The organism is Mesorhizobium sp. f-mel, assembly GCF_053850215.1.
In genome coordinates, this window is record NZ_JBSPTO010000007.1 from 148,947 (window position 1) to 168,479 (window position 19,533).

General features: G+C 61.3%; 20 protein-coding genes and 1 pseudogene. 3 read left to right on the forward strand and 18 right to left on the reverse strand.

Translation table 11 applies throughout. The features are described from left to right. The first annotated feature begins 9 nt into the window (after positions 1–9). Positions 10–861 carry a citryl-CoA lyase gene (locus ACWUKX_RS12270; protein ID WP_029348141.1) on the forward strand — a complete coding sequence of 284 codons (852 nt, stop codon included), beginning with the start codon at positions 10–12 and terminating at the stop codon, positions 859–861. Here the strand turns inward: ACWUKX_RS12270 and ACWUKX_RS12275 are convergent. The 17 genes from ACWUKX_RS12275 to ACWUKX_RS12355 all read right to left on the reverse strand — a co-directional run bounded on the left by ACWUKX_RS12275 (position 837) and on the right by ACWUKX_RS12355 (position 16,337). Continuing rightward, a complete protein-coding gene (locus tag ACWUKX_RS12275) occupies positions 837–1,346 on the reverse strand; it encodes an NUDIX hydrolase (protein WP_456006961.1) in 510 nt (169 codons plus the stop codon). The genes ACWUKX_RS12270 and ACWUKX_RS12275 overlap by 25 nt on opposite strands. A gap of 132 nt (positions 1,347–1,478) precedes the next feature. Next, positions 1,479–1,775: a hypothetical protein gene (locus ACWUKX_RS12280; protein WP_029348138.1), complete on the reverse strand. Its 297-nt coding sequence runs from the start codon at positions 1,773–1,775 to the stop codon at positions 1,479–1,481. Positions 1,776–1,874: 99 nt separating this feature from the next. Beyond that, entirely contained in the window at positions 1,875–2,099 is a 225-nt protein-coding gene (locus tag ACWUKX_RS12285; protein WP_456006963.1) for a hypothetical protein, read from the reverse strand. A gap of 79 nt (positions 2,100–2,178) precedes the next feature. Continuing rightward, positions 2,179–2,871, reverse strand: coding sequence for a response regulator transcription factor (locus ACWUKX_RS12290; RefSeq protein ID WP_095520232.1), 693 nt, complete (start codon positions 2,869–2,871; stop codon positions 2,179–2,181). Then, entirely contained in the window at positions 2,868–5,585 is a 2,718-nt protein-coding gene (locus tag ACWUKX_RS12295) for a DUF4118 domain-containing protein (protein ID WP_456006965.1), read from the reverse strand. Before ACWUKX_RS12295 ends, ACWUKX_RS12290 begins: the two co-directional genes overlap by 4 nt. A gap of 52 nt (positions 5,586–5,637) precedes the next feature. Continuing rightward, positions 5,638–6,207 carry a potassium-transporting ATPase subunit KdpC gene (gene kdpC, locus ACWUKX_RS12300; RefSeq protein ID WP_456006967.1) on the reverse strand — a complete coding sequence of 190 codons (570 nt, stop codon included), beginning with the start codon at positions 6,205–6,207 and terminating at the stop codon, positions 5,638–5,640. A gap of 12 nt (positions 6,208–6,219) precedes the next feature. Continuing rightward, a complete protein-coding gene (gene kdpB / locus ACWUKX_RS12305; RefSeq protein WP_456006969.1) occupies positions 6,220–8,313 on the reverse strand; it encodes a potassium-transporting ATPase subunit KdpB in 2,094 nt (697 codons plus the stop codon). Continuing rightward, a complete protein-coding gene (locus ACWUKX_RS12310; RefSeq protein ID WP_287338289.1) occupies positions 8,310–8,522 on the reverse strand; it encodes a hypothetical protein in 213 nt (70 codons plus the stop codon). Before ACWUKX_RS12310 ends, kdpB begins: the two co-directional genes overlap by 4 nt. Positions 8,523–8,547: 25 nt before the next feature. Beyond that, positions 8,548–10,251 carry a potassium-transporting ATPase subunit KdpA gene (kdpA, locus tag ACWUKX_RS12315; protein WP_456006971.1) on the reverse strand — a complete coding sequence of 568 codons (1,704 nt, stop codon included), beginning with the start codon at positions 10,249–10,251 and terminating at the stop codon, positions 8,548–8,550. A gap of 33 nt (positions 10,252–10,284) precedes the next feature. Further along, positions 10,285–10,374: a K(+)-transporting ATPase subunit F gene (locus tag ACWUKX_RS12320; protein WP_456006973.1), complete on the reverse strand. Its 90-nt coding sequence runs from the start codon at positions 10,372–10,374 to the stop codon at positions 10,285–10,287. 352 nt (positions 10,375–10,726) lie between these two features. Next, positions 10,727–12,226, reverse strand: a complete 1,500-nt coding sequence (locus ACWUKX_RS12325) for a hypothetical protein (protein ID WP_456007037.1) — start codon at positions 12,224–12,226, stop codon at positions 10,727–10,729. Between the two features lie 76 nt (positions 12,227–12,302). Continuing rightward, the gene (locus ACWUKX_RS12330) at positions 12,303–13,028 is read right to left on the reverse strand and encodes a class I SAM-dependent methyltransferase (protein WP_455841449.1); all 726 of its coding nucleotides are present in this window, start codon (positions 13,026–13,028) and stop codon (positions 12,303–12,305) included. Then, positions 12,985–14,034, reverse strand: coding sequence for a glycosyltransferase family 2 protein (locus tag ACWUKX_RS12335; protein WP_456006975.1), 1,050 nt, complete (start codon positions 14,032–14,034; stop codon positions 12,985–12,987). The genes ACWUKX_RS12330 and ACWUKX_RS12335 overlap by 44 nt, the downstream gene beginning before the upstream one ends. Positions 14,035–14,197: 163 nt before the next feature. Continuing rightward, on the reverse strand, positions 14,198–14,380 hold the full coding sequence (locus tag ACWUKX_RS12340; protein WP_455841447.1) for a hypothetical protein: 183 nt from the start codon (positions 14,378–14,380) through the stop codon (positions 14,198–14,200). Then, complete coding sequence (locus tag ACWUKX_RS12345; RefSeq protein ID WP_065008570.1) at positions 14,380–14,568, reverse strand: DUF3606 domain-containing protein; 189 nt, start codon at positions 14,566–14,568, stop codon at positions 14,380–14,382. Before ACWUKX_RS12345 ends, ACWUKX_RS12340 begins: the two co-directional genes overlap by 1 nt. A gap of 158 nt (positions 14,569–14,726) precedes the next feature. Further along, positions 14,727–14,987: a DUF982 domain-containing protein gene (locus ACWUKX_RS12350; RefSeq protein WP_029348122.1), complete on the reverse strand. Its 261-nt coding sequence runs from the start codon at positions 14,985–14,987 to the stop codon at positions 14,727–14,729. A gap of 624 nt (positions 14,988–15,611) precedes the next feature. After that, positions 15,612–16,337, reverse strand: coding sequence for an SDR family oxidoreductase (locus ACWUKX_RS12355; RefSeq protein WP_456006977.1), 726 nt, complete (start codon positions 16,335–16,337; stop codon positions 15,612–15,614). Between the two features lie 122 nt (positions 16,338–16,459). On the opposite strand from ACWUKX_RS12355, the gene ACWUKX_RS12360 reads away from it, so the two are divergent. Further along, positions 16,460–17,350: a LysR family transcriptional regulator gene (locus ACWUKX_RS12360; RefSeq protein ID WP_456006979.1), complete on the forward strand. Its 891-nt coding sequence runs from the start codon at positions 16,460–16,462 to the stop codon at positions 17,348–17,350. Positions 17,351–17,675: 325 nt separating this feature from the next. Here the strand turns inward: ACWUKX_RS12360 and ACWUKX_RS12365 are convergent, their stop codons facing one another. Next, the gene (locus ACWUKX_RS12365) at positions 17,676–18,380 is read right to left on the reverse strand and encodes an outer membrane protein (RefSeq protein ID WP_456006981.1); all 705 of its coding nucleotides are present in this window, start codon (positions 18,378–18,380) and stop codon (positions 17,676–17,678) included. A 743-nt stretch (positions 18,381–19,123) separates the two neighbouring features. Between ACWUKX_RS12365 and ACWUKX_RS12370 the strand changes: the two are divergent. Then, positions 19,124–19,522 (forward strand): annotated as a pseudogene (locus tag ACWUKX_RS12370) (hypothetical protein). Positions 19,523–19,533: the final 11 nt, after the last annotated feature.

Below are 19,533 nucleotides of genomic sequence, written 5' to 3' on the forward strand. Positions count from 1 at the left end.
CGCGAGGACATGAGCAACGTTGGGAAAAAAACCGGCCGCGAGCGCGGCGAGGAATGGTGGCAGACCGATATCATCGAAATGCGCCCTGGCGTGATCCGGCTGCGCGGCTATGAGATCCAGGACCTGATCGGCCGCGTCAGCTTTCCGGCGATGATCTGGCTGATGCTGCGCGGCGAACTGCCTGGTAAGGAGCAGGCGGCGCTGCTCGGCATCGCGCTCGGTGCCGCCGTCGACCACGGGCCGCAGGCGCCGTCAATCGCCATTGCACGCATGGCGGCTACCTGCGGCGTTGGCATCAACAGCGCCATGGCCTCAGCCATAAATGTGCTTGGCGACGTGCATGGCGGCGCTGGCGAGCAGGCCCTTGCCTTCTACGGCGACATCGCCGCGGCACTGGACGCAGGAGTGACGCTTGCCGATGCCGTCGCGGCGCGGCTCGATCGTATCTTCGCCGAGGAAAAATCCTATGTGCCGGGGCTCGGGCACCGCTTCCACCCGGTCGATCCGCGGGCGCCGCGCCTCATCGAGCTGACCCGCGATTTTGCCGCGCGCGGCATCATCAGTGGACGTTTCGCCGACATCGCCGAGGCTGTTGAGGCCGATGTCACGCGGCGCAAGGGCAAGAAGATCCCGCTCAACATCGACGGCGCCACTGCCGTCATCTATGGCGAGCTCGGCTTTCCGCCGCCGCTGACACGCGGCCTTTTCGTGCTCTCGCGCTCGGTTGGCATATTGGCGCATGCGTGGGAACAGTCGCAACAGAGCGACCGCAACAAGGGACCACTGCCGCGCGAATGGCTGTGGGCCTATACCGGCACGCCGGTGCGGCCTTTTACTCAGGGAGATGGCGACTCCAAATGAGGCCTTGGTTCAGGTTCGCCAGCGGGCGCTGGTTGGGGAACTTTCAAGTTCTTCAGCAGCGTTGAAAGATCGGGCTCGTCGATAAGCGCTGCTGCGTCTGCCGGCGTCAGCCATGCTCGCTGCCGCCTTTTGGCTTCCTGCCAATTGGCCAGCTCCTCCGTCACCGCCAGCAGGTAGACGATGACGTCGACGCGGACGAAGCGGTTTGTCAGCCGCTTCCAGTAGGAATAGGTGCCGGCCGGCTGCTTCAGCGTCTTGCCGAGGACGCCGGCTTCCTCCTGCGCTTCGATGGTGGCTGCCTTGCGCCCACTCTTGCCCTTCATCGGCCAGCCCTTGGGCACGATAAAGCGCCTTGTCGATATCGAGGTGACCAGCATCACCTCGACGTTGCCATGCTCGCTCAGCCGAAAAGGAATCGCCGCGACCTGACGGATCCGCTCGCCCTTCCTCGCCTTGCGTACAACCTTCTTCTTGGTGGCTGCCATTCCCGAGATCCAATCAGGGCAGTGCCCAAGCACAAAGGCACGTTGCGAAAATCAAAACCGCCTTTGATGCTACTTCAAGTGGAGCGGTATTCAAGGCTATAAGCCGGCTAAATAAATGAAAAGCGTCGGCTATCAGCGGCAGGTGCTGATGAAGCGGCTGCCCGACCGCCGCAACTGGCACGTAGGCCTCATCTGCTGAACATCAGGCCGTTGCGGCGCGAACTCGCGATCCTGGGCACGGAACTGCTGTTGCTGCTGCTGATATCGCTGCCGCCGCAGCCTGTTCTCCAGCATCTGCAATTCGTTTTGCAGGACCAGCGCGTTGCGGTTGGCGGGAGTGACGATCTGCGCGGAGACGGCCGCGTCCGACAGCATCGCTGTTGCCAGCATTGCCGACATGAAGATCGTCGATGGGCGAAGCGGCGACATCCATTCATTCCCGCACCAAACTGGAGCCTCCAATCATATAGGGCATTTGCCCGGTGATGCCATGGCTAAAGCCTCGCGGGGCGGAATTGGCGGGTTGAGTTACCGGAACTCAAGCCGGCCGACCCATGTGTGCCGGGCAAGGATAAATCTCGAGATCGGCGACAAGAAATTGAGGGCATCCTGCAGTTCAGCACTTGACAGGCCGCCGGTTGCCTGGTGCCCGTGGCATTCAACGCGAAAATCACGCCGCTGCTCAAGGCCGCCACCATTTTTGAGAATTAATGCGGTCGCGCTTGATACAGGCCAGCCGATCAGCTTTCCCATCTCATTGGCCGGCTCCAGCGGCGCGCTTTTCTCGACCGCGGAACTCTCGCCAATTGAGCGTTGTCCACCAGGATTATATTCAATCCACTTCGCGCAGACGATATCCGACGCCGGTTTCGGTGGTGATGTAACGCGGCTGGTCGGGCGTTTTCTCGATCTTTTGCCTGAGCTGCCGCACATAGACCCTGAGATACTGCACGTCGGTCGAATCGCCCCAGACCTGCCTCAAAAGAAACTGGTGGGTGAGAACCTTGCCGGCGTGCTGCACGAGGATGCGCAGGATGTCGTACTCCTTCGGCGAGAGCTTTATCTCCCTGCCCTCGATCGTGACGATGCGCTTCACCAGATCGACCGTGAGATCGCCGGTGTGGAAGACCGGCTTCTCACCCTGCTGCTGGAACTTGTGGCGGAGCGCCACGCGGATGCGCGCGACAAGCTCGTTCATGCCGAACGGCTTGATGACATAGTCGTCGGCGCCGAGCTCAAGTGCCGAGACGATGCCGGTCTCGTCGGTGCGGCTGGACAGGATGACCACGGGAACATCCAGGCCGTCATCCCGCCATTTGCGCAGCAATTCGTGGCCGCCCATGCCGGGCAGGCCGAGATCGAGCAGGATCAGGTCCGGCCTTTCCGTCTCCATGAGTTCGATCGCCGCCTTGGCGTTCGGCGCCTCGCTGATTGCATAGCCCTGGCTGCCAAGGCCGACGCGGAGCAGCTTGCGGATCGGCGGTTCGTCATCGACGACCAATATCCTGACGTCCAGGTTCGTCATGGCAGGTCATCCATGTCGGGTTCGTTCACATGTTGGTCTGGCGGCACCGGCATCCTGATGGTGAAAACCGCACCCGAGCGGTCGGTCCTGTTGGCCGCCGAAATCGTGCCGCCCATCGCCTCGATGAAGCCGCGGCAGATCGAGAGCCCGAGCCCGGTGCCGGCACGGACCTGATCGCCCTTGCGCACCCGGTGGAACGTGTCGAAAATGCGCTCCAGGTCCGCTGGCGGAATGCCTGGCCCCTCGTCCATGATCTGCACGATGACGAAACCATTGTCGGCCCAGCCCTGCAGGCGGATCGTCGAAGCTGGCGGCGCGTATTTAGCGGCATTGTCGAGGAGGTTGAACAGCGCCTGCTCGAACAGGACGGGATCGACCCTCAACATCGGCAAATCCGTGGGAATGTCCATTTCGGTCTTGTGTTCGCCGATGATTTTTCTGGCTCGATGCAAGGCGGTGCCGACAATATCGCCGACATAGTGGAATGCGTAGTTCGGCTCCATCGCACCGGATTCGATCTTGGTCATGTCGAGCAAATTGGCGATGAAGCGGTTCAGCCGTTCCGATTCGTCGAGCACGGTCGACAGCAGGTCCGCCCGGTCCGCTTCGGGAAGCGCCGGCGCAAATTCCCGCAAGGTACCGGCGGCGCCCATGATGGCGGCCAGCGGCGTTTTCAGATCATGGGAAATCGAGGTCAGCAGCGCCGAGCGCAGGCGGTCCGCCTCGGCCTCGAGCTTGGCCCGGTCGACGTCGGCAACAAGCTGGATGCGTTCGATGGCGACTGCCGCCTGATCGGCGAGGGCGTCGAGGAGGCGCTTCTGTTCGGGAGTCAGCAGCGGGCCTTGCTTGTCGTTGTCGAGGCCGACGACGCCGACAGCGGTGCGCCCGGTCCGCAGCGGAAGATATAGGCGTTTTGCCCCGGGAAGCGTATCGGCGCCACGGCCCGCAGCGCGATCGTGCTCCCAGGCCCAACGGGCGGCTGCGATGTCTGCCTCGGCCAGCGTGTCGTCAGGCGGATAGCCGGCCTTGACGGTGATCGAACCATTCTCCGGCAAAAGCAGCACCACGCGCAGCTTCAGCATCGAGGCAATCTGGAAGGCTGTGGCCCACAGTACGTCGTCCAGCGTGCCGGCGCCGGCGAGCTTCTTTGAGAAGAGATAGATATCTTCCGTGGCGCGTGCCCGTGATCGGGCGGCGACCGCCTGCCGCTGCACACGCGCCGTCAGATTGCTGGCAATGACCGCAACAACCAGGAAGACAGCCAGCGCAACGATGCTCTCCGGATCGTGGACCGTCAGCGTGTAGCGTGGTTCCAGGAAGAAATAGTTGAAGGCAATGGCGCTGATGAGGCAGGCATACAAGGCCGGCCAGAGACCGCCGGTCACCGCCGACGTCAGGACCCCGATGAGAAAGATGATCGCCAGATTGCGGACGTCGAGAAACTGGTGGAGAAGGAGGGCGCAGGCGAGCGAGCCAACAACATAGGCCGTGGCCTTGAGATAGGGCCAGATCTCGAATTGCCACTGCTCGTCCGCCGCCTTGACGGTCCTCGACGTCGCCTCGGCGTTGCGTTCGTTTCCCGAAATGACATGGACGCTGATGTCGCCGGCATTACGGATGAGATCATAAGTGAGCGAGCCTTCGATCAATTCCCGCCAGCGCGATCGGGTCGGCCTGCCGATCACGATATGGGTGAAGTTGTTCGCGGTCGCATGGCGAACGATGTCCTGCGCGACGTTCTGACCTGGAATGGTCGTTACCTCGGCGCCGAGCTGCTCGGCAAGCCGCAGCAGCGTCGCCAGCCGATCCTTGTCCTCCTCCGACATCGCGGCTGAACGAGGGGTATCGACATGAAGCGCCGTCCAGGGGGCGCGGAGCCGGTCGGCCAACCTCCGCGCATAGCGGACACGGGCCGCCCCGCCCGGACGCGCATCGACGCAGACGAGAACCCTTTCCCCCGCCGCCCAGGGTCCGGGTATGGCGTGGGCCTGCATGTGGGTCAGCAACTGCTCGTCGACGCGCTGGGCGGTGCGGCGGAGCGCCAGTTCCCTGAGCGCCGTCAAATTGCCCGGCGAGAAATAGTTCTCGATGGCGCGCTGGGCGGTGCTGGGGATATAAACCTTGCCCTCCTCGAGCCGCTTGATCAGGTCGTCGGGAGTGAGATCGATGATCTCGATGTCGTCGGCTTGGTCGATGACGGAGTCTGGAACCGTCTCGCGCACTCTGACGCGCGTGATCTGCGCCACGACATCGTTCAGGCTTTCGACATGCTGGATGTTGAGCGTCGTGTAGACGTCGATACCGTGCGTTAGGATTTCCTGAACGTCGAGATAGCGCTTGGGATGGCGGCTGCCCGGCGCGTTGGTATGGGCGAGCTCGTCGACGAGGACCAGCGCTGGACGCCGGGCAAGGATGGCGTCGAGATCCATTTCCTCGAGGATGCGCCCCTTGTAGTCGACCTGGCGACGGGGAAGCACCTCATAGCCGTCGACCAGCACCTGGGTTTCTTTCCGCCCGTGCGTCTCGACGACGCCGATCACCACGTCCACCCCGTCGGCCAATCTTGCACGGCCCGACATCAGCATTTCATAAGTCTTGCCGACACCGGGTGCTGCGCCCAGGAAGATCCGCAGACGACCGCGCGCCTCCCGCTCCGCATGGTCAAGCAGCGCGTCAGGTGAGGGTCTGGTTTCGTTGCGGCTGTCGTCCGGCATCATAATCGATCATGAATGGCGCCGGGGATGGTGTCGATCCCCGGCTCACCATTCATTGCTTTGTGGCCTCGTCCAGCGCCAGATTGAGCGCCAACACATTGACCACCGGCTCTCCCATGAAGCCGAGCTCGCGGTCCTCAACATGGCTGTCGACAAGGGACTTGACCCTGGCTTCATTGACGTTCCTGGCCCTGGCCACCCTGGCGACCTGGAAATAGGCGGCTTCGGGGCTGATATGCGGATCGAGGCCGCTGCCTGAAGTCGTGACCAGATCCACCGGCACCGGCCGGTCCGGATTTTCCACGTTCAGCCTGTCGGCATCGCCCTTGATGCGGTCGATCAGCTTGGGGTTGGTCGGCCCGAGATTCGAACCGCTCGAAGCGGCGGCGTTGTAGCCGTCGCCGGCTGCCGACGGGCGGCCATGGAAATAGCGCTCGCTGGCAAAGGCTTGGCCGATCAGTTCGGAGCCGACGATCTTGCCGTCCTTCTCAATCAGGCTGCCGTTGGCCTGGCGCGGGAACAGGGCTTGGGCGATGCCGGTCATGCCGATTGGATAGATAAGGCCGGTAAGGATGGTGAAGAAAACGATCATGGTGATCGCGGGTCTGATTTGCTTGAGCATGGACTTAATTCCTTATGCGAGGCCAAGCGCGGTGATGGCCATATCGATCGCCTTGATGCCGACGAAGGGGACAATGATGCCGCCGAGGCCGTAGACAAGAAGGTTGCGGCTGAGCAGCGCGCCCGCGCCAATCGCGCGATATTTGACGCCCCTCAGCGACAGCGGGATCAGCGCGATGATGATCAGTGCGTTGAAGATGATGGCCGAGAGAATGGCGCTCTGCGGCGTTGCGAGATGCATGATGTTAAGCGCCTGCAACGGACCGGCGGTTTGCCCCGGCGCGATGTAGAAGACGGCGAATATGGCCGGGATGATGGCAAAATACTTGGCGACGTCGTTGGCGATGGAAAAGGTCGTCAGCGATCCGCGCGTCATCAGCAGCGCCTTGCCGATTTCTACGATCTCGATCAGCTTGGTCGGATCGCTGTCGAGGTCGACCATATTGCCGGCTTCGCGTGCGGCGACCGTGCCGGTGTTCATGGCAACGCCGACATCGGCCTGCGCAAGGGCGGGCGCATCATTGGTGCCGTCGCCGCACATGGCGACGAGCTTGCCCTTGGCCTGTTCGTCGCGGATGAGCTTCAGCTTGTCCTCGGGCGTCGCCTGGGCAAGGAAATCGTCGACGCCGGCCTCCGCCGCGATCGCCGCCGCCGTCATCGGATTGTCGCCGGTGATCATCACCGTGCGGATCCCCATCTTGCGCAGTTCGGCGAAGCGTTCCCTGATGCCGCCTTTGACGATGTCCTTGAGATGGACGACGCCGAGAAGGCGTCCGTCGCGCTCGACCGCCAGCGGCGTGCCGCCGGATTTGGCGATGTCGTCGGCGATCGCCTGAAGGTCGCGGACGGTGTCGCTGCTGGGGCGCGTACCATGCGTGGCGACGGTCGACTGATTGACGTGGGCGAGCACCGAATCGACCGCGCCCTTGCGAACCGACGAGCCATCGATGTCGACGCCGCTCATGCGGGTTTGCGCGGTGAAGGGCACGAAAGCGGCATGCAGTGTTGCCATGTCGCGGGCACGGATGGCGTATTTCTCCTTCGCCAGCACGACGATCGAGCGGCCTTCCGGCGTTTCATCGGCAAGCGAGGCCAACTGTGCAGCGTCGGCTAGCTCCTGCTCGCTGACGCCCTTGACCGGACGGAATGCCGTCGCCTGGCGGTTGCCGAGCGTGATCGTGCCGGTCTTGTCGAGCAGCAGCGTGTCGACGTCGCCAGCCGCCTCGACGGCGCGGCCCGACATCGCCAGCACGTTGAACCGCACCAGGCGATCCATGCCGGCGATGCCGATGGCCGAAAGCAGCGCCCCGATCGTCGTCGGGATCAACGTGACGAACAGGGCGACCAGGACGGTCACCGAAATGTAGCCGCCCGAATAGGAGGCGAAACTCGGGATCGTCGCCGTCGCCAGCACGAAGATCAGCGTCATGCCGACGAGCAGGATGTTAAGCGCGATCTCGTTGGGCGTCTTCTGGCGCTCGGCGCCTTCGACCAGCGAGATCATGCGGTCGAGGAACGTATGGCCGGAGGCCGCGGTGATGCGCACGCGGATCCAGTCAGACAGAACCTGCGTGCCGCCGGTGACCGCCGAACGGTCGCCGCCGGATTCACGGATCACCGGAGCGGACTCGCCGGTGATTGCCGCTTCGTTGACCGAAGCGACGCCTTCGATCACCTCGCCATCCGACGGAATGATGTCGCCAGCCTCGACGAGCACCACATCGCCGACCTTCAAGCTGGTGCCGGGCACCAGCTTGAACTTGGTGCGGTCGTCGCCGCTCAACAGCTTGGCCTGGGTCTCGGTGCGCGCCTTGCGCAGCGAATCGGCCTGCGCCTTGCCTCGGCCTTCGGCGACCGCTTCGGCGAAGTTGGCGAAAAGCACGGTGAACCACAGCCAGATGATGATCTGCAGCGAGAAGCCGAGATTGCCGCCACCAGTGACAAGATCCTTGACGAACAGGACTGACGTGAGCGCCGAGAATACAGCGACGACGAACATCACCGGATTGCGCATCAAGGTGCGCGGGTTCAGTTTCCTGAAGGCCCCGTCGATGGCAGGCAGCAGGACGCGGGCATCCATGATAACAGCGGATTTGGACTGGCTCATTTAGTGGCTCCAGTATCGATGTTGTTGAATGGCGCCGATCGATCGTATGCCGAACGAAGATGCGGCAGCCCCGAGGCCAGCAGCCAGATCACGATCATGACGGCCGCAATGCCGAAGAACGTGGACATGGTCGGGAAAGGAGGCGGGGTTGCCCCCTTCTGATCGGCTCGATATCGAATCTTGCGGCGTATGGTTTCGAACCAGGCCATGACATTGATCCAAAGTGGGGCCATTTCAGAATGTCTGCCCGTGGATGCCAGCCAGGTGCTCGACGATCGGTCCGACTGCCAGCGCCGGGAAGAAGGTGAGGCCGCCGACGATCAGAATGACGCCGACCAGCAGCCCGACGAACAGCGGCCCGTCGGTCGGGAAGGTGCCGGCGGAGGCGGGCACTGTTTTCTTGGCGACCAGCGAACCGGCGATCGCCAGAGCCGGGATGATGACCAGGAAGCGGCCCATCAGCATGCCGATTCCGAGCGTGACATTGTACCAGGTCGTGTTGCCGGTCAGGCCGCCAAAGGCCGAGCCGTTGTTGGCGGCAGCCGAGGTGTAGGCATAGAGTACCTCGGAGAAGCCGTGCGGGCCGGCATTGGCCATCGAAGCGACGCCTGTCGGCAGCACCACCGCGATGGCGGTGAAGATCAGCATCGCCAGCGGCAGGCAGAGAATGGCCAGCATTGCCATCTTGATCTCCTTGGCCTCGATCTTCTTGCCGAGATATTCGGGCGTGCGTCCGACCATCAGTCCGGCGACGAACACGGCGATCACGATGTACATCAGGATGCCGTAGAGGCCGGCGCCGACACCGCCGACAATGACCTCGCCGAGCTGCATGTTGATGATCGGGATCATGCCGCCAAGCGCGGTGAAGCTGTCATGCATCGCGTTGACCGCGCCGCAGGACGCGGCCGTGGTGATGACCGCAAACAGGGCCGACAAAGCGATGCCGAAGCGCGTTTCCTTGCCTTCCATGTTGCCGCCGTCGATGCCCAGCGCATGAACCAGCGGATTGCCTGACGCCTCAGCCCAGTAGCAGACGGCGACGCCAGCGATGAACAGGAGGCCCATCGCGGTCAAGATCGCCCAACCCTGGCGCTGGTTGCCGTTCATGCGGCCGAAGACGTTGGTCAGCGCCGCACCGATCGCGAAGATCGAAACCATCTGGATCAGGTTCGAGATCGCGTCGGGATTTTCGAAAGGATGCGCGGCATTGGCGTTAAAGAAGCCGCCGCCATTGGTGCCGAGCATCTTGATGGCGACCTGCGAGGCGGCTGGCCCGACCGCGATCGTCTGCCGCGCGCCCTCCAATGTTGTGGCGTCGAGATAGGCGCTGAGCGTCTGCGGTATGCCAAGATAGACATAGACCAGCGTCAGCACGATGCAGAGCGGCAACAGCAGGTAAAGGGTGCACCGGGTCATATCCACCCAGAAATTGCCGATCGATTTGCCGGAGGCCTTGGTGAAGCCGCGGATCAGCGCGATTGCGATGGCGATGCCGGTCGCCGCGGACAGGAAGTTCTGCACGGTGAGGCCGGCCATCTGCACGAGATAGGACATCGTGCTTTCGCCGCCGTAGTTCTGCCAGTTGGTGTTGGTCATGAAACTGGCGGCGGTGTTGAAGGCGAGCCCGGGTTCGACGGCGGTCATCCCGGCCGGATTGTAAGGCAGGCTGCCTTGCAGCCGCTGCAGGACGTAGAGCACCAGGAAACCGGCCAGGTTGAAGAACAGCAGGGCCGCCGCATAAGTGGTCCAGTGCTGCTCCTCACGCTCGCTGGTTCCCGAGATGCGATAAAGGCGTCGCTCGACAGGACCCAAAATCGGCGAGAGGAATGTGCGGTCGCCGCTGAAAACGCGATACATGTAGCCGCCGAGCGGCTTCACGAGCAAAAAAACGATCCCGCAATAGACGAGGATCTGTATCCATCCGTTGAAAGTCATAGGTGTAGCTTTCCGTGCCTTCGCCAGTTGCCGTTAGAAACGTTCTGGGCGAACGAGGGCGTATGTCAGGTAGGCGAGAAGGAACAAGGTCACGGCGCCAGCGAGGATATAGTCGACAAGCATGTTGCGATCCTTCCGCCTAAAGACTGTCGCAGACTTTGATGAAGGCGAAGAACAGGGTAAAAAGCAAAAATCCTATTCCGAGAACGATGATGTCCATCGCGCGTGTTCCTTATTTTTCGCTTTATTCTCGCTTCACCAGCAGACGGCAGGTCCGAAATCATACGGAAGCACCCCGCCACAACGGCAGAGTGACCGAGATGTGTGTTTCAGGTAGAATATGGCTCGAAACACCATAAAGGTTCGAGACGTGGCGAAGAGGAAAGAAATAAAAATTCTATAGGGATTTTCCCGCCGGGATCTCAGCGCACGGCGTTTAAAGACAAGTCGTGCGCCGGCGCGAAGCTGCCGAAAATCAGCGATCGCGCGTATAGATCACGGCATAGTCGTCGGCATACGCGCGCTTCCAGCCCAGTTCATCGAAGAATGGAATGCGGCTGTCGTCCGGCGTCAGCAAGGCCCAGTCTATCGCATGCTTCTTTAGCTGGGCTTCGAGGACAGGTTTTCCACCGCTGCGTCCCGTCTCGGCATCTGTCTTCATAAAGCCGTTGAGAAAGAGCTGATCTGTCCGGCCGTCGATGAATGTTTTGATTCCATGGAAGATCAAGCTACCGCCGAAGTTGTAGGAATTCAGGACATTGCCTGACAAATGATTATTTTCGACGAATGCGAGCGCTTCCTTGGCCGAAGTCTTCTGGCTCGGCTCGACCTGATAGGCGCTCGTGAGCATTGCGGTTGCCCCCACCAGCAAAACGCCTGCCACGCCGCAGATCCGGTAAAATCGCTCGGCGAAAAACCGTTCCAGCCCGTCGCGTCTGTCGGACACCCATTTCGCCAGGGAAAGCGCGGGATATTGCTCGGCAATCTCGGCCGCAAGCACGATCGGGACCAGCAGAAAGAACAGGTACATGAAGCGCAGATGGGTGAGATAGATATGCAAGACAAAGACGATGAACAGCGCCTTCGCCCAGCCGACGCGAAGTCTCGACACAAGCAGCGCGAAAACGAACAGTAGGATACCCACTTCCTGGAACGGTTGATCCGAGGCGTCGAACGGTTTCCACTCGATAATCAAGGGAACCGCTTCATTGCCATAGGCTACCGTGAAAGTGGCAAGGATGGCCTTGATGCCGTAGGGATTGATTAAGCTGACCACCGGGCAAAGCAGTCCGAAGGCAACCCATTTGCCAAGGAGTACGGGGTTGGACAGGCGGGTTCGCACAAGAACATCGAGGCCGGCGAAAGCCGCAATGACGAAGCCGATGGTAAAGGTCGCGTGGAGATTGGCCCACAGGACAAGCAGGGCAAGTAACCACAGAGGCGGTCTCTGCTCGTAGCGCGCTGCGCGGAAAAGCATTGCGGTCCAGATCACGATGATGGGCAAGGTGAAGATGTGTGGACGCGCGGTGAAGATCGGGGAGATCAAGGCCGCCGCAAACAAGGCCAGTCCCACTGCCGCCGTCGGTCTCAACCAGGTGCTGAGACACCATGACAGCAGCGCGGCTGTCAGGGCGATGGTTGAGATGATCAGCAGCGCCACGCCGTTCCAGCCGCCTGTCGTGTAGGCGAGCGCGAGGAGAACCTGTCCAAGCCATTCCTTGGCGATCCACGGCTGGCCGGCGAAAGTATGAGAATAGCTGTCGACAAGCGGGAACGTACGATTTGCCAGCAGATCGAGCCCCACCTTGACCTGCCACCAACAGTCGGGGTCCTGCAGGATGGCTTGGGCGTGGGCGGAAAGCGCGAATGCCACGACAGGTGCGACGAGCAGGCAGAACATCGCCCTGGCCCGCTGCGCGTCGTTGACCGACGACGCGGTCGCAACGGTCGCTACGGTCGCCTGAATCCCGTTCATATCATAGCTCCAAGCCGCCCTGCGGCAGATCGATTGGGGTTTCAGCTTGTCGTTCATCCGAGGGCAGGGCGTCCGCTCAAACGGCAGGCTTGACCGCATGCACGAAATATTGGGCTCCCACAGGCATCCTGGTCAGGAAGCGCTCCAAGGGTCGCAATTTTGCGAGCACGCGTGGGAAAAAGATCCGGTAGACGACATCGGATTTGGAGAAGCCGGCCGCAGCCATTCGCTTGCGCAAATCGCGGCTGTTGATCAGAATTGCGTTCTCGTCGAAAGCACAGTTTCGCACCGCGTGCGTCGTCAGCGGATTCCAGGGATTGTGCTCGAACAAAAAGAAGCTGCCACCACCGGTCAGCACTCTCTCGATCTCCTTGATCAGGCCGACATGGAGGTCTTCAGGGATGTGATGGAACACGCATGCGGCGAAGGCAAGATCGAAACTTGCGTCGTCATAAGGGATCGTTTCGCCGTCGAAGTGCCTGAAATCGGCTTGGCCGGGAAAGCGCTTGCGGGCGATGTCGAGCGACTGCGAGGAGGGATCGAGCAAGGTGATTTCGCTGTCGGGAAATGCGGCGCGCATGGGCCCCAGCGAATTGCCGACGCCCGCGCCGAAGTCGAGTATCCGCCGCGGCTTCACGTTGGAGTGAGCCAGCCTTGCGGCGACGTCGTCGATCTTATACTGCGCGAAGAAATCCGGGGTTTCGCCGCTCAGCCGGATACTTGCGGCATGCTGCTGCTGATATTCCAGCGCGAACTGATCAAACTCGGCCTGAAGCACGCGCGGCTCCCTTCGCCAGTTCATGGGCCATTTCCTGAAGACGATGCACGGGCAGTTTCCCGGCGGCAGGATCATGGGCAGCAATCTCGTTTATTAGGTAAAGCGGCCGCCGCTTGGTCTCCATATACATGCGCCCGAGATATTCCCCGAAAATCCCAAGGACCAGAAGCTGAACGCTGCCGAGGATCAGGACGATTGCCGCCAGGCTGGTCCAGCCGGGCAACACGCTGCCGGCAAACCATGAGAAGAGCGTGTAGCCGAGCGCAGCAAGCCCGAGAAAACCGAAGATCAAGCCGAGATGCGAGGCGAACCGCAAGGGCACGATGGAGAAGCTCGTCATCGCATCCATTGCCAGAAGCACCATCTTCTTCAATGGGTAATGCGTGGTGCCTGCGAAGCGCTGGTGCCGCTCATAGGCAAAAGCCACCTGCTTCAGGCCGATCCAGCTCACCATGCCGCGAATGAAGCGGTAACGCTCGGGCATCGCATTGAGATGATCAAGCGCGCGGCGGCTCATAAGTCGAAAATCCCCGGAATCGAGCGCCATCTCGACGTCCACCATCTTGCGCAGCAGACGGTAGAACAATGCGGCGGTTGCGCGCTTGAACCAGCCTTCGCCCTGGCGCTTCACCCGCTGGCCATAGACGACGTCGAACCCCTCATCCATCTTTGCCATCATGGCTTTGAGCAATTCCGGCGGGTCCTGGAGGTCGGCATCGAGAATGAGAATGCGCTGGCCGCGGCAAAACTCCAGGCCGGCGCTGAGCGCAATCTGGTGGCCGTAATTTCGGGCGAGGTCTATGCCGACGACGTGGCTGTCCTGTTTGGCGAGTTCGAATATGGCCTCGCGGGTGCCGTCGGTGGCTCCGTCGATGACCAGCACGATCTCGTAGGAATGCCCCGCTTGTTCACTGCAAACGGCTGTGACGCGCCGGTAAAGTTCGGCGACCCCACCGATTTCATTATAGCACGGCACGACAACCGACAGCGCGACAGCGCGTCGCGCCGCGATTTTCTCTGTTTGCGCCAAAAGCCCAGCTCCCATGGTTAGAACGGGAATAGGCCGAATTTGTTAGAAAATTGATAAGCTGCTCATGATAGCCGGCCCGCGACGCCAGATAAGCGAAGCGTACGGATGGCCGGGCGCGTGCGACGGCATACGGCGAGGGCAGACGCTCCGCCAAATCGGCGGCTCAGCCTTCGGCCTTGAAGTTCTTCGCTTCCTTCTCGACCTTGGGGCTGTTCTTGCCGTGCTTGCGCATCAGATCCTTCGCTTGGTTGGGCGAAACGTCGGTGGTCTCGGCCAGGCGCAGGGCTTCCTCGTCGTCCGGTTGGCGTTTCTTCCGATCGGCTATAGCGGTCCGTTTTTCAGCCATCACAACGCCTTTATGCTCTTGGCGATTTCGTTCAGCACCTTGCGATCGGTGCCGTGGCGCTTGATCAAGGTGCGTGCCTGCTCGGGAGTGATGCCGGCTTCCTCGGCGAGATGCCTCACCTCATAGTCTTCGTCGCCGGCTACTTGCGAGCGATCACGGTTGTCGGTCTTGGTTTTGTCATCGGGCATGACAGTTCTCCTCGCTTAGACCTAGAGCATAACGACGGAGATTTCGTGAGGTTCCTTAAAGCGCATCGCGTTTGAACGCATTCATGCGACGCGTTTCAAGCTCTTGTTTCTCTGCATGTCGTTCTCGCAAAAACCCTGCACACTTTGCGCGACATGCACTAGTGCCGGCCTTCGCGCACAAACACATGGGCTTCCTTGGCGGCGGCCGTGAACGCCCGCCGCGCACTGCCAACCGCCCGCCGCTGCTCCATCGCATCCATCATGGCTTTCAAGGCCGCGCGATATTTCGGCCCGCGCTTTTCGTCTGGCCATTTGTCGACCAGAAGCGAGGCCGCCTGAACCGTCCTCGTCACAGAGAGGGGGCGGCCGATCCGTCCGCTCTCGATCGTCACCGGAACGTCGAACTGTTCATCACGCATTACCGCCACTCCTTGACTCGAAGGACAGGAACGGCGCAGCGGGACTATTCGTTCCGATGACGAATGGCGTGATCCATCCGATCACAATTTATGGTTACTGAGTGGCTTACGTCGCCGCTCTAGTTCCGACAGTGCGCAAGCTAATTGGGCGCAGAGCGGCATGCAATTAGCGGGACCGATGGTCGAACACGACCCCCATGGTCCTACCAATTGCGGTCATCACGACAAGCTCGACCAGATGGTCGTCGCTGTCCTCAAAAGCCGGGGCTGCCCGGCGGATGGCGTCTATTGCGGCTCTGGTCGATATGGTGTCGCCGGCGCGAAATCTTGAAAGCGCAGATGAAACAAGTTCCTGGGCCGTCAAGTCAACGACAGGCACTCTCGAAACGATGTTCATTGACCACCTCCGCCATGAACCCTCCCCCAAAAGAATGATACGCCGAATGGCGGTTTCCGCCAGCGAAATAGTGGTCCGACCAGAGGCCAATCGGACCGCGGACAGTTGCCTTTTTGCAGGGCTCAGCGCGACGGGAGCGGCGCGACGCTCCGTGAACAGCTCGGAGAACGTTTGCGATGCTGCGATCGCGCGACGAGGTGTGAAAACGAAAATCCATTCTTGCCTCCCTACTTTCTGGCTGTCGGCCGGATGACGATCTCGTTTACGTCGACATCATCCGGCTGTTCGATGGCGAAGCGCACCGCACGGCCGATCGCGTCGGGCTGCAGCGCGATGGCGCGATAGGTCTTCATCGCTTCCACCGCGACCGGATCGGTGATCGTGTCGGCGAGCTCGCTCTCGACCACGCCGGGATGGATGCACGTGACGCGGATGTTGCCCTGCTCCTGCCGCAAGCCATCGGAGATGGCGCGCACCGCGTATTTGGTTGCGCAATAGACCGCGGCTGTCGGCGACACCGAAAGCGCGCCGATGGAGGCGATGTTGACGACATGGCCGGAGCCTCGGGCCGTCATCTCCGGCAGCACCGCGGCAATGCCGTAGAGCACGCCTTTGATGTTGACGTCGACCATCCGGTCCCATTCCTCGACCTTCATCGACGCCACTAGCGACAACGGCATGACGCCGGCATTATTGACGATTACGTCGACGCGTCCCCAGGCCTGGCGCGCCGTCTCGGCAAAGGCGGCGACATCGACGCGGTCGGTCACGTCCAGGCGGCGTGTCATTGCCTCCCCGCCGTTTGCCCTGATCTCTTCTGCGAGTGTGTCCAGCCGATCGGTGCGGCGCGCACCGAGCATGACCTTTGCTCCGGCAGCACCGAGCTCCCGGCCGATGGCGGCGCCAATTCCGCTAGAAGCCCCGGTAATGAGCACGACTTTGTTGAGGGACATGTTTCGTCTCCGTCTGGTTGATCTTGCGAACCGCCATGCAGGCGGTTGCCACGAAGATGGATCTGTTTCACTGTTGCGATAAGACGACCATTTGGTCACAGCGTGGAAAGCACATCTAACCAATGCAGCCGGATCTCAATGCGCTTGCGGTGTTCGCCCTCGTGGCCGAGGAGCAGAGCTTTCGCGCGGCTGCGGACCGGACGGGCGTTACCCGCTCGGCGGTGAGCCAGACGATGAAGCGGCTGGAAGAGACGCTCGGTATCGCGCTTGTCCAGCGCACGACGCGAAGCGTCAGCCTGACCGAGGCTGGCGAACGCCTCTTCGCCGGGATAGCGCCGGCCATTGCCGACATGCGCGCCGCAATGGAGACCACCGGGGATATGCGCGGGCGTCCGCGCGGGCAGTTGCGGCTCGCCGTCTCGTCGATCGCCGAGCGCTTTCTTTCAGGGCCGTTCCTGGCGACCTTTGCCGAAGCGAATCCGGAGGTTCAGATCGACATCACGGTGACGGACGAGGAGTTCGACATCGTCGCCGAGGGATACGATGCCGGCGTCAGGCTCGGCGAGGTGATCGAGCAGGACATGATCGCGGTGTCTGTCGCCGGTGACGAGCGGCAGCTGGCCGTCTGCGCGCCGGCCTATCGCAATCGATTTGGGGCGCCTTCGCATCCGAGCGAGCTTGCGGGCCATCGCTGCATTGGCTGGCGCCGCGCACCCAAGGTCGCGCCCTATCGCTGGGAATTCGCCCAGAACGGCAAGGAGTTCAGCGTCGCCGTTGCGCCGGAGATCACGACCAACGACATGGCGTTGATGACAAAGCTCGCCATAGCCGGCGCCGGCATCACCTTCGGCATGGAGGAGAGCTTTCGCCCGTCGATCGATCGAGGCGAGCTGGTGGCAGTTCTCGAAGGCTATTGCCCGCGCTTTGCCGGCTTCTACCTCTACTATCCGAGCCGTCGTAACGTCGCGCCGAAGCTGCGTGCCCTTGTCGATCACCTGCGGCGTCTTGGCTAGCGTTTTCCGCGCGGGCGATCGCGCCATTGCAGTCCTTTTCGAATAGCGGGAGCGAACCGAATTTGCTTTCCGCTCCCGGCGATTCTGTCTCGCGCTGGACGCGACATGCTGCACATCGCAAGCGACTTCCTTTCACCGTCCGCCAACCAGCCCACCACCTTTTTTGGGATGAGAGTCCAGATCGTCAACCTCGCTGCGCACCGGCATCTCGATGTTGCGGTTACATTGGTCTAGGGCGGTTCGGATGTTGAGGCGGTGATGGCCAATGGAGCCCAAACGAAAACCCCGGCCGCTGGGCCGGGGTTTTCCTTGCGTCCCCAAAGGATCAGAACTTGTAGCTGACGCCGACCCTCACCGCGTGCGTGGTTAGGTCAACCGGCATATCGACATCCGGGAATCCCGGAGCCAAGTTGCCTGAGGCTTCTCCGAAGTCTGTATACCGATACGCCAGTCGCGCGGTCCAATGTTCGTTGAAGGCCCACTCGCCGCCGGCCCCGATTGTCCAGCCGTTGAGCGTATCCGAATAGCCCCCGCTGACAGGAAGCGGGAAGGGGCCGCCACCGAAGTCGAAATCGCCGATCGCCCAGCCGCCGGTAACGTAGAGAAGTGCGTTGTCGTATGCGTAGCCGAGCCTTGCGCGGATCGAGCCCTGCCAGTTCAATTCGCTGGTTCCAACAGAAGTGGCTCCGGTAGCATTTTCGAAGCTGCCCTCCACGTCACCGCCTTCGAAATCGCCCTCGACACCGTAAACAAAAGAGCCGGACTGCCAGTTATACCCGACATGGACGCCACCAATGAAGCCATCGGGATCGGAATCGTCACTTGGCGCACCGTTGGAGTAGCTGTGTTCTGCTTGCCCCCAGAGATAGCCGCCCTGAACACCGACATAAAAGCCGCTCCAGTCGTAGGCAACAGCGACGGGTGCCGTGGGCTCGTAAACAACTGCATCGGCCGCGAAGGCCGGAGCCGCAAGCAAGGCCGCACCGCTGAAACCGAGCAGGAACGTAGTGGCAAACGCGATTTTCTTCATGGTCTGATGCCTGTGTTGAAAGGAAGTCACCAAAAATTGAATAACACACAGGTTGTGGCTGAACTGTAACTGCGGCGCAACACACGGAAGCAAATGCACGGTTCAGTTGTGGCGGTGATCCTGGTTCCTGTTTTGCTCGCATGGCTCTTGCCGGCGTCCTGGCCGCCGAGGAGTGGCTGGCAATCCGTACCTGAAAGCGAAAGGCGGTTAGTCCGACTTTAGAGAAAAGCGATCGCTGGGTGGCTGGCGTTGACGATCTAAATTGATATTGGCCTACCGAGTCGGCGGGAATTACGGGAAATTACGGTGACAGGGCACCATTTCTATCCCGCCTGCCGCGTCTTTCCGATTTCACGGCTGTCCGGTTTGCCGGGCCCAGAAGTGCTTCGCTGCCCGTCGGCTGCGCAGATGCCGAAATCGGCGGCGCGGCGATGCAAGTGAGCCATACGGTCAATCTACAGCGACAGCCGAGCGAACATGCCAAACAGTGCACTGTCACCGTAATTCCACTGGCTGGAGTCGGCGCTGCGAAGGAGATCATCTTCTTCACGGGATGACCCGCCAACCACCCTTTGGGACAGGAGTCGAGATCGCGAACCTCGCTGTGCGCACCGGCATCTCGATGTTGCAATTACATTAGCGTGAGCGCATGTTTTCGTCAGCCGGCGCAAGCCGGTTAGGCCCGGTGGCTGGCCGGTCACCCCCATAGGCTGCCGGGCCGCCAGCAACGGCTTGGGGAGGACATGACATGCCGAAAATCTCGGATCTTTTTCAAGACAGCGATCGTCTTCCTTAGCCGGCCTGCAGATGGCAATTTCAGGCAATCACGGTGCCACGCGCACATCAACCTTCTTGGGATGGGTGACGAGTGCAATATTCGGTGGGTACTACGCTCTGAACCCGACAAAAGCCGCCCGCAGGATCGCGATGGTCCCGGCGTCTACAATCTTGGCCTGGTCGTGATGGCTCTTTACGTGATGCTGCATAGAAATCCAGCCCTTGAGCCGATCGTCGCCACCGGCACCATGATCGTCGCTGTCAGCATGCTCATCTTTGCCTTCGTGGTTTTCTCCGCCGAAACGGCGCGCTCAGTCTCGGGAAGTACGTGCGGTTCCACGCTAGACGGCGTCGAGATGTGCTGAGCCACAAAAGG